The organism is Shigella sp. FC1544 (assembly GCF_001722145.1).
Classification (GTDB): domain Bacteria; phylum Pseudomonadota; class Gammaproteobacteria; order Enterobacterales; family Enterobacteriaceae; genus Escherichia; species Escherichia coli.
Map to the genome: position 1 here is coordinate 1 of NZ_MECT01000047.1, position 9,831 is coordinate 9,831.

At 50.4% G+C, this 9,831-nt stretch carries 7 protein-coding genes and 3 pseudogenes; 7 read left to right on the forward strand and 3 right to left on the reverse strand.

The window, feature by feature from the left end; translation table 11 throughout:
- Positions 1–277 (reverse strand): transposase domain-containing protein (locus tag BGK49_RS03865; RefSeq protein ID WP_024249094.1); only part of this gene is annotated, 277 nt, incomplete at its 3' end.
- A 210-nt stretch (positions 278–487) separates the two neighbouring features.
- Here BGK49_RS03865 and kup point away from each other — a divergent pair.
- The 7 genes and pseudogenes from kup (at position 488) to rbsR (ending at position 7,251) form a co-directional block, all read left to right on the forward strand.
- A pseudogene (kup, locus tag BGK49_RS03870) lies at positions 488–2,357 on the forward strand (low affinity potassium transporter Kup).
- Between the two features lie 166 nt (positions 2,358–2,523).
- Positions 2,524–2,943, forward strand: a complete 420-nt coding sequence (rbsD, locus tag BGK49_RS03875) for a D-ribose pyranase (protein WP_000715936.1) — start codon at positions 2,524–2,526, stop codon at positions 2,941–2,943.
- A 136-nt stretch (positions 2,944–3,079) separates the two neighbouring features.
- Positions 3,080–3,319: pseudogene (locus BGK49_RS03880) on the forward strand (ribose ABC transporter ATP-binding protein); the annotation flags it as partial.
- Positions 3,320–3,323: 4 nt separating this feature from the next.
- The gene (gene rbsC, locus BGK49_RS03885; RefSeq protein ID WP_000211846.1) at positions 3,324–4,289 is read left to right on the forward strand and encodes a ribose ABC transporter permease; all 966 of its coding nucleotides are present in this window, start codon (positions 3,324–3,326) and stop codon (positions 4,287–4,289) included.
- A 24-nt stretch (positions 4,290–4,313) separates the two neighbouring features.
- Positions 4,314–5,200: pseudogene (gene rbsB, locus BGK49_RS03890) on the forward strand (ribose ABC transporter substrate-binding protein RbsB).
- A 125-nt stretch (positions 5,201–5,325) separates the two neighbouring features.
- Positions 5,326–6,255: a ribokinase gene (rbsK, locus tag BGK49_RS03895; RefSeq protein WP_001300603.1), complete on the forward strand. Its 930-nt coding sequence runs from the start codon at positions 5,326–5,328 to the stop codon at positions 6,253–6,255.
- Between the two features lie 3 nt (positions 6,256–6,258).
- Positions 6,259–7,251 (forward strand): ribose operon transcriptional repressor RbsR, encoded by a 993-nt coding sequence (gene rbsR / locus BGK49_RS03900; RefSeq protein WP_000224470.1) that lies wholly within the window; start codon positions 6,259–6,261, stop codon positions 7,249–7,251.
- Here rbsR and mdtD read toward each other — a convergent pair.
- Positions 7,217–8,644 (reverse strand): multidrug transporter subunit MdtD, encoded by a 1,428-nt coding sequence (gene mdtD, locus BGK49_RS03905; protein ID WP_001280817.1) that lies wholly within the window; start codon positions 8,642–8,644, stop codon positions 7,217–7,219. The genes rbsR and mdtD overlap by 35 nt on opposite strands.
- Before the next feature lie 22 nt (positions 8,645–8,666).
- A complete protein-coding gene (locus tag BGK49_RS03910; RefSeq protein ID WP_001131174.1) occupies positions 8,667–9,359 on the reverse strand; it encodes a FadR/GntR family transcriptional regulator in 693 nt (230 codons plus the stop codon).
- Positions 9,360–9,831: the final 472 nt, after the last annotated feature.

The window sequence follows — 9,831 nt, forward strand, 5'->3', positions numbered from 1 at the left end:
CGAAGGGGCGATTGCCCGGCAGCATGATGTCCAGGCGATTCACAATCTGGTGAAGAGGTTCTTTACGCTCAAGCGCCATGCCAACAATACACCAGACCATCATTTCGAGGGGAAGACGGCGCTTGCGTAGCGTTACAGTACCTGATTCGGCAAGGCAACGAGAGATGAGTTCGGGGTCGAGGTAATCCCCCAGAGAAGTCAGTGGGTTACGCAGAGAATCGTAACGGGATACCAGATCAAGAGCCTGTCCAATGTGCATAAAAAAATCCGGAAACAAGTGAGCGTTTCCGGATTCTTACACAGCCACTGGATCGGTCAACTGATCCTTAACTGATCGGCATTACTCAAAGGGGGGTATTTTTCTTTGAGCCAGGTTAATGTGGCCGCATTTAGGAGTACGATTTTGCCGTTAATCGTGCATACTGTGCGCTTTTTTGTGGGCCAAGGGACTAAGCACACATTTCATATTTCAACGAAAGACTAGTCTATGAGCACTGATAATAAGCAATCATTGCCCGCGATTACCCTCGCGGCTATTGGAGTTGTCTACGGCGATATTGGTACCAGCCCGTTATATACACATTCGTGAATGTTTGTCCGGCCAGTTTGGTTTTGGCGTTGAACGCGATGCCGTGTTTGGCTTTTTATCGCTGATCTTCTGGCTGCTAATCTTTGTGGTTTCCATTAAATATCTCACCTTCGTGATGCGGGCAGATAACGCCGGTGAGGGGGGGATCCTGACGTTGATGTCGCTTGCCGGGCGTAATACGTCGGCGCGAACCACATCAATGCTGGTGATTATGGGGCTAATCGGCGGCAGCTTTTTCTATGGTGAAGTCGTCATAACACCCGCTATTTCGGTGATGTCAGCCATTGAAGGTCTGGAAATCGTCGCCCCGCAGCTGGATACCTGGATAGTTCCCCTCTCAATTATCGTTCTCACTTTATTATTTATGATTCAAAAACATGGCACGGCTATGGTCGGTAAGCTGTTTGCGCCGATCATGCTGACCTGGTTTTTGATTCTGGCAGGACTGGGGTTACGTAGCATTATTGCTAACCCGGAAGTGCTGCATGCGCTGAATCCAATGTGGGCGGTGCATTTCTTCCTTGAATACAAAACGGTTTCTTTTATTGCATTAGGGGCAGTGGTGTTGTCGATTACGGGGGGCGAGGCGCTGTATGCTGATATGGGGCACTTTGGTAAGTTCCCTATTCGCCTGGCGTGGTTCACCGTCGTATTACCTTCCTTGACCCTTAATTACTTCGGTCAGGGAGCGCTGTTGTTAAAGAACCCGGAAGCGATTAAGAACCCGTTCTTCCTGTTGGCACCGGACTGGGCGCTGATCCCGCTGCTGATCATCGCCGCACTGGCGACGGTAATTGCCTCGCAGGCGGTTATCTCTGGCGTCTTCTCATTGACGCGTCAGGCGGTACGTCTGGGATATTTGTCGCCGATGCGCATTATTCACACCTCCGAAATGGAGTCAGGGCAAATCTATATTCCGTTTGTGAACTGGATGCTCTATGTCGCGGTCGTGATTGTGATTGTCAGCTTTGAGCACTCCAGCAACCTGGCGGCGGCGTACGGGATTGCGGTGACCGGAACCATGGTGCTGACGTCTATTCTCTCGACTACCGTGGCACGTCAGAACTGGCACTGGAATAAGTATTTTGTTGCGCTGATCCTGATTGCTTTCCTTTGTGTCGATATTCCATTGTTCACCGCTAACCTCGATAAACTGCTCTCCGGCGGTTGGTTGCCATTGAGCCTCGGTACGGTGATGTTTATCGTGATGACCACCTGGAAGAGCGAGCGTTTCCGCTTGCTGCGGCGGATGCATGAACATGGTAACTCTCTGGAAGCGATGATTGCTTCGCTGGAGAAATCACCGCCTGTTCGCGTGCCCGGGACCGCGGTGTATATGTCGCGTGCAATCAACGTCATTCCCTTTGCGCTGATGCATAACCTTAAACATAACAAGGTATTGCATGAGCGGGTGATTCTGTTAACTCTGCGTACCGAAGACGCGCCATATGTCCATAATGTCCGTCGGGTACAGATTGAACAACTGTCGCTCACTTTCTGGCGCGTGGTGGCAAGTTATGGTTGGCGAGAAACGCCAAACGTGGAAGAAGTTTTCCACCGCTGCGGTCTGGAAGGATTAAGTTGCCGGATGATGGAAACCTCCTTCTTTATGTCGCATGAGTCGTTGATCCTCGGCAAACGCCCGTGGTATTTGCGTCTGCGCGGCAAGCTGTACTTGCTGCTGCAACGTAATGCGCTGCGTGCACCAGATCAATTTGAAATCCCGCCAAACAGGGTTATCGAACTGGGTACTCAGGTCGAAATCTAACGCCAGACGCCTCCTTTCTCCATAAGGGGGCGTTTTTGTTTTCATGGTTAATCACCATGTAAAACGTTTCGAGGTTGATCACATTTCCGTAACGTCACGATGGTTTTCCCAACTCAGTCAGGATTAAACTGCGGGTCAGCGAAACGTTTCGCTGATGGAGAAAAAAATGAAAAAAGGCACCGTTCTTAATTCTGATATTTCATCGGTGATCTCCCGTCTGGGACATACCGATACGCTGGTGGTGTGTGATGCTGGTTTACCCATCCCCAAAAGTACAACGCGTATCGATATGGCATTAACCCAGGGTGTACCTTCTTTTATGCAGGTGCTGGGAGTCGTTACAAATGAAATGCAGGTCGAGGCTGCCATTATCGCGGAAGAGATCAAACAACATAATCCGCAACTCCACGAAACGTTGCTCACTCACCTTGAGCAGCTGCAAAAACACCAGGGAAATACCATTGAAATTCGTTACACCACGCATGAACAATTCAAACAACAAACCGCAGAAAGTCAGGCGGTAATTCGCAGCGGAGAATGTTCTCCGTATGCGAATATCATTCTCTGTGCTGGCGTGACGTTCTGAGGCCGTCATGGAAGCATTACTTCAGCTTAAAGGCATCGATAAAGCCTTCCCGGGCGTAAAAGCCCTCTCGGGCGCTGCGTTAAATGTCTATCCGGGCCGCGTGATGGCGCTGGTGGGCGAAAACGGCGCGGGTAATACCCGTGGCGTAGATGTCGGCGCGAAAAAAGAGATCTATCAACTGATTAACCAGTTCAACGCCGATGGCTTGAGCATCATTCTGGTGTCATCGGAGATGCCAGAAGTATTAGGCATGAGCGATCGCATCATCGTCATGCATGAAGGGCATCTCAGCGGGGAATTTACTCGTGAGCAGGCCACCCAGGAAGTGTTAATGGCTGCCGCTGTGGGCAAGCTTAATCGCGTGAATCAGGAGTAAAAAAATGACAACCCAGACTGTCTCTGGTCGCCGTTATTTCACGAAAGCGTGGCTGATGGAGCAGAAATCGCTTATCGCTCTGCTGGTGCTGATCGCGATTGTCTCGACGTTAAGCCCGAACTTTTTCACCATCAATAACTTATTCAATATTCTCCAGCAAAACTCGGTGAACGCCATTATGGCGGTCGGGATGACGCTGGTGATCCTGACGTCGGGCATCGACTTGTCTGTAGGTTCTCTGTTGGCGCTAACCGGCGCAGTTGCTGCATCTATCGTCGGCATTGAAGTCAATGCGCTGGTGGCTGTCGCTGCTGCTCTCGCGTTAGGTGCCGCAATTGGTGCGGTAACCGGGGTGATTGTAGCGAAAGGTCGCGTTCAGGCGTTTATCGCTACGCTGGTTATGATGCTTTTACTGCGCGGCGTGACCATGGTTTATACCAACGGTAGCCCAGTGAATACCGGCTTTACTGAGAACGCCGATCTGTTTGGCTGGTTTGGTATTGGTCGTCCGCTGGGCGTACCGACGCCAGTCTGGATCATGGGGATTGTCTTCCTCGCGGCCTGGTACATGCTGCATCACACGCGTCTGGGGCGTTACATCTACGCGCTGGGCGGCAACGAAGCGGCAACGCGTCTTTCTGGTATCAACGTCAATAAAATCAAAATCATCGTCTATTCTCTTTGTGGTCTGCTGGCATCGCTGGCCGGGACCATTGAAGTGGCGCGTCTCTCCTCCGCACAACCCACGGCGGGGACTGGCTATGAGCTGGATGCTATTGCTGCGGTGGTTCTGGGCGGTACGAGTCTGGCGGGCGGAAAAGGTCGCATTGTTGGGACGTTGATCGGCGCATTAATTCTTGGCTTCCTTAATAATGGATTGAATTTGTTAGGTGTTTCCTCCTATTACCAGATGATCGTCAAAGCGGTGGTGATTTTGCTGGCGGTGCTGGTAGACAACAAAAAGCAGTAATAACGACTACAGGACATCTTGAATATGAACATGAAAAAACTGGCTACCCTGGTTTCCGCTGTTGCGCTAAGCGCCACCGTCAGTGCGAATGCGATGGCAAAAGACACCATCGCGCTGGTGGTCTCCACGCTTAACAACCCGTTCTTTGTATCGCTGAAAGATGGCGCGCAGAAAGAGGCGGATAAGCTTGGCTATAACCTGGTGGTGCTGGACTCCCAGAACAACCCGGCGAAAGAGCTGGCGAACGTGCAGGACTTAACCGTTCGCGGCACCAAAATTCTGCTGATTAACCCGACCGACTCCGACGCAGTAGGTAATGCTGTGAAGATGGCTAACCAGGCGAACATCCCGGTTATCACTCTTGACCGCCAGGCAACGAAAGGTGAAGTGGTGAGCCACATTGCTTCTGATAACGTACTGGGTGGCAAAATCGCCGGTGATTACATCGCGAAGAAAGCGGGTGAAGGTGCCAAAGTTATCGAGCTGCAAGGCATTGCTGGTACATCCGCAGCCCGTGAACGTGGCGAAGGCTTCCAGCAGGCCGTTGCTGCTCACAAGTTTAATGTTCTTGCCAGCCAGCAGATTTTGATCGCACTAAAGGTTTGAACGTAATGCAGAACCTGTTGACCGCTCATCCGGATGTTCAGGCTGTATTCGCGCAGAATGATGAAATGGCGCTGGGCGCGCTGCGCGCACTGCAAACTGCCGGTAAATCGGATGTGATGGTCGTCGGATTTGACGGTACACCGGATGGCGAAAAAGCGGTGAATGATGGCAAACTAGCAGCGACTATCGCTCAGCTACCCGATCAGATTGGCGCGAAAGGCGTCGAAACCGCAGATAAAGTGCTGAAAGGCGAGAAAGTTCAGGCTAAGTATCCGGTTGATCTGAAACTGGTTGTTAAGCAGTAGTTTTAATCAGGTTGTATGACCTGATGGTGACATAAATACGTCATCGACAGATGAACGTGTAATATAAAGAAAAGCAGGGCACGCGCCACCCTAACACGGTGGCGCATTTTATGGACATCCCGAATATGCAAAACGCAGGCAGCCTCGTTGTTCTTGGCAGCATTAATGCTGACCACATTCTTAATCTTCAATCTTTTCCTACTCCAGGCGAAACCGTAACCGGTAACCACTATCAGGTTGCATTTGGCGGCAAAGGCGCGAATCAGGCTGTGGCTGCTGGGCGTAGCGGTGCGAATATCGCGTTTATTGCCTGTACGGGTGATGACAGCATTGGTGAGAGCGTTCGCCAGCAGCTCGCCACTGATAACATTGATATTACTCCGGTCAGCGTGATCAAAGGCGAATCAACAGGTGTGGCGCTGATTTTTGTTAATGGCGAAGGTGAGAATGTCATCGGTATTCATGCCGGCGCTAATGCTGCCCTTTCCCCGGCGCTGGTGGAAGCGCAACGTGAGCGTATTGCCAACGCGTCAGCATTATTAATGCAGCTGGAATCACCACTCGAAAGTGTGATGGCAGCGGCGAAAATCGCCCATCAAAATAAGACTATCGTTGCGCTTAACCCGGCTCCGGCTCGCGAACTTCCTGACGAACTGCTGGCGCTGGTGGACATTATTACGCCAAACGAAACGGAAGCAGAAAAGCTCACCGGTATTCGTGTTGAAAATGATGAAGATGCAGCGAAGGCGGCGCAGGTACTGCATGAAAAAGGTATCCGTACTGTACTGATTACTTTAGGAAGTCGTGGTGTATGGGCTAGCGTGAATGGTGAAGGTCAGCGCGTTCCTGGATTCCGGGTGCAGGCTGTCGATACCATTGCTGCCGGAGATACCTTTAACGGCGCGTTAATCACGGCGTTGCTGGAAGAAAAACCATTGCCAGAGGCGATTCGGTTTGCCCATGCTGCAGCTGCGATTGCCGTAACACGTAAAGGCGCACAACCTTCCGTACCGTGGCGTGAAGAGATCGACGCATTTTTAGACAGGCAGAGGTGACGCTTGGCTACAATGAAAGATGTTGCCCGCCTGGCGGGCGTTTCTACCTCAACAGTTTCTCACGTTATCAATAAAGATCGCTTCGTCAGTGAAGCGATTACCGCCAAAGTTGAAGCGGCGATTAAAGAACTCAATTACGCGCCATCAGCCCTGGCGCGTAGCCTCAAACTCAATCAAACACATACCATTGGCATGTTGATCACTGCCAGTACCAATCCTTTCTATTCAGAACTGGTGCGTGGCGTTGAACGCAGCTGCTTCGAACGCGGTTATAGTCTCGTCCTTTGCAATACCGAAGGCGATGAACAGCGGATGAATCGCAATCTGGAAACGCTGATGCAAAAACGCGTTGATGGCTTGCTGTTACTGTGCACCGAAACGCATCAACCTTCGCGTGAAATCATGCAACGTTATCCGACAGTGCCTACTGTGATGATGGACTGGGCTCCGTTCGATGGCGACAGCGATCTTATTCAGGATAACTCGTTGCTGGGCGGAGACTTAGCAACGCAATATCTGATCGATAAAGGTCATACCCGTATCGCCTGTATTACCGGTCCGCTGGATAAAACTCCGGCGCGCCTGCGGTTGGAAGGTTATCGGGCGGCGATGAAACGTGCGGGTCTCAACATTCCTGATGGCTATGAAGTCACTGGTGATTTTGAATTTAACGGCGGGTTTGACGCCATGCGCCAACTGTTATCACATCCGCTGCGTCCTCAGGCCGTCTTTACCGGAAATGACGCTATGGCTGTTGGCGTTTACCAGGCGTTATATCAGGCAGAGTTACAGGTTCCGCAGGATATCGCGGTGATTGGCTATGACGATATCGAACTGGCAAGCTTTATGACGCCACCATTAACCACTATCCACCAACCGAAAGATGAACTGGGGGAGCTGGCGATTGATGTACTCATCCATCGGATAACCCAGCCGACCCTTCAGCAACAACGATTACAACTTACTCCGATTCTGATGGAACGCGGTTCGGCTTAGATTTACGCTGTCTTTTGATCAAATTATTACCATCGGTTGTTTTCAGAAGCATGAACATTGCTGCTGAAGCAACAGTAATAATGCCCATCGTGATAAACGTATAGTGGAATTGTTCGACAGTCGTTGTGCCTTCCATCCCTTCATAAACGCGAAGGACGGCCGCACTTACAGCAACGCCTAAACTAATCGACAGTTGCTGCGTGACCGCCAGAACACTGTTACCGCTGCTGGCGTTGTCATCGGTCAGATCGGCAAGTGTGATGGTATTCATCGCGGTAAATTGCGTCGACATAGCCATCCCTAATATAAACAACGGCAAGATCAGCATCCATATCGCCATTGCCGGTGATTGCAAAGAGAACTGAGCGATCATTAGCCCAATAATCACCGTGATCCCCACTAACGTATGGCGATAGCCCAGACGACGTAAGACTTGGGTAACCATCGATTTTGCAATAATGGAACCTAACGCTGTCGGTGCCATCATACAGCCGGCAATAAACGCCTGATAACCAAATCCTACCTGTAACATCAATGGCATAAGGAACTGTACACTACCGGTCCCCAGACGGGTTGCAATATTGCCTACGATACCCATCGAGAAAGTGCGGGTTTTAAATAAATCTAATGAAATTAATGGGTTTGGCGTGTGTCGCGCATGGAGAATATAGAGAAGCAGTAACCCGATGCTGGTGACAATTACCGTCAAGGCAATCCAGCTGGCGACAATCTTTTCCCCGAATAGCTCTATTCCGCTTGAGAAGAGAACAAGGCTGAGGCCAAACAGCAAAAAGCCAGTGATATCGAATCTGCGTCGTGCGGTGGTGAAATTGGGCATATGTTTGCGCGCGTAAAGAAGGCCCGCAATACCTATGGGGATATTGATTAAAAATATCCAGTGCCAGGTTGCCCAGGTGACCAGCACGCCGCCAAGAACGGGGCCTAAAATTGGCCCCACCAGACCCGGCATGGCGACAAAATTCAATACAGGAAGAAGTTCATTACGAGGATAAGCACGCAGTAAGGCCAGCCGAGCAACAGGCATCATCATTGCGCCGCCTATCCCCTGAATAACCCGGAAGACAACCAGCTGTGGTAGCGAATTAGAAAGTGCGCAGGCCAGAGAACCCAACGTGAACAGACTCACGGCAAGGGTAAAAATGCGACGCGTACCGAAGCGATCGGCTAGCCATCCGCTTACCGGAATAAACATCGCCACCGTCAGCGTATAACTGATGATGGCTGATTGCATCGCGAGAGGAGAACGATTAAGGCTATGAGCGATTGCGGGTAAGGCGGTATTCAGAATAGTGGCATCAAGTGCCTGCATGAAGAAGGCCATCGCCGCGATCCACGGCAAACCCGCCATACTACGCTTCTTTTTATCGCTCATTCAATGTCCTGTTATCGGGTTATCACTTATCAGGTGAGCGTAGCAGCGCCTGACAAGCTTTAAATGCCGCGTCGCCATCGCTTTGGATAATCGCATCGACAATCGCCTGGTGCAGATCCAGCTTTATCACTGTGTCGCTGGTAATTGACGTGAAGTAAGTGTGATAAACCGAATGGAATAGCGAGGCGAATGAGGTCAAAAACGGATTGGCGCTCATTTCATAGATATGCTCATGCCAGGCCATATCGACTTCGATCCAGCGTTCACGGCGAAAGTTCTTTTTTAATGCCGCCATTTCGGCCATTAACGTATTGAGATGCGCCTTCTGTTCCGCGGTGCCAACCGTTGCTGCCAGTAGGCAGGCTTGCGGCTCCAGACAGATACGCATAACCAGAAAGTGATCGATGACCTGATGAAAGTTCTCTTCTGTCATCCACCAGGTAAGCAATTCCTGATCAAGAAAATTCCAGTTTGATTGTGGCATGACCCGGGTACCAATTCGCGGTCGCGGTAAAACCATCCCTTTTGCCGTTAACGTTTTGACCGCTTCGCGTACCGCTGTACGACTCACTCCAAATTGCTCGCCCAGCTCAATCTCACCAGGCAAAATGGTGCCGGGTTCATATTCACCTTTTAAGATGCGTTGCGCCAGCTTCTCAGCCAGAACATACGAAAGGTTTTTCTGTGCAGCTAACTGTTGTGCGCTTAAAGGCATTACTAATCTTCCTTTTTCTTTTTATTCCTCCTTAGTATGCCACCAGGAAGTGTGATTACGGTTGCAAAAACGGCAAATTGCTTGTTTTATGGCACATTAACGGGGCTTTTGCTGAAAAAGTGCGCGGTCAGAAAATTATTTTAAATTTCCTCTTGTCAGGCCGGAATAACTCCCTATAATGCGCCACCACTGACACGGAACAACGGCAAACACGCCGCCGGGTCAGCGGGGTTCTCCTGAGAATTCCGACAGAGAAAGCAAAAATAAATGCTTGACTCTGTAGCGGGAAAGCGTATTATGCACACCCCGCGCCGCTGAGAAAAAGCGAAGCGGCACTGCTCTTTAACAATTTATCAGACAATCTGTGTGGGCACTCGAAGATACGGATTCTTAACGTCGCAAGACGAAAAATGAATACCAAGTCTCAAGAGTGAACACGTAATTCATTACGAAGTTTAATTCTTTGAGCATC

Coding starts and splice junctions, on each gene's coding strand:
- rbsC (WP_000211846.1), top strand. CDS start 3,324: ATGACAACCCAGACTGTCTCTGGTCGCCGTTATTTCACGAAAGCGTGG.
- BGK49_RS03910 (WP_001131174.1), bottom strand. CDS start 9,359: ATGCCTTTAAGCGCACAACAGTTAGCTGCACAGAAAAACCTTTCGTAT.
- mdtD (WP_001280817.1), bottom strand. CDS start 8,644: ATGAGCGATAAAAAGAAGCGTAGTATGGCGGGTTTGCCGTGGATCGCG.
- rbsK (WP_001300603.1), top strand. CDS start 5,326: ATGCAAAACGCAGGCAGCCTCGTTGTTCTTGGCAGCATTAATGCTGAC.
- rbsD (WP_000715936.1), top strand. CDS start 2,524: ATGAAAAAAGGCACCGTTCTTAATTCTGATATTTCATCGGTGATCTCC.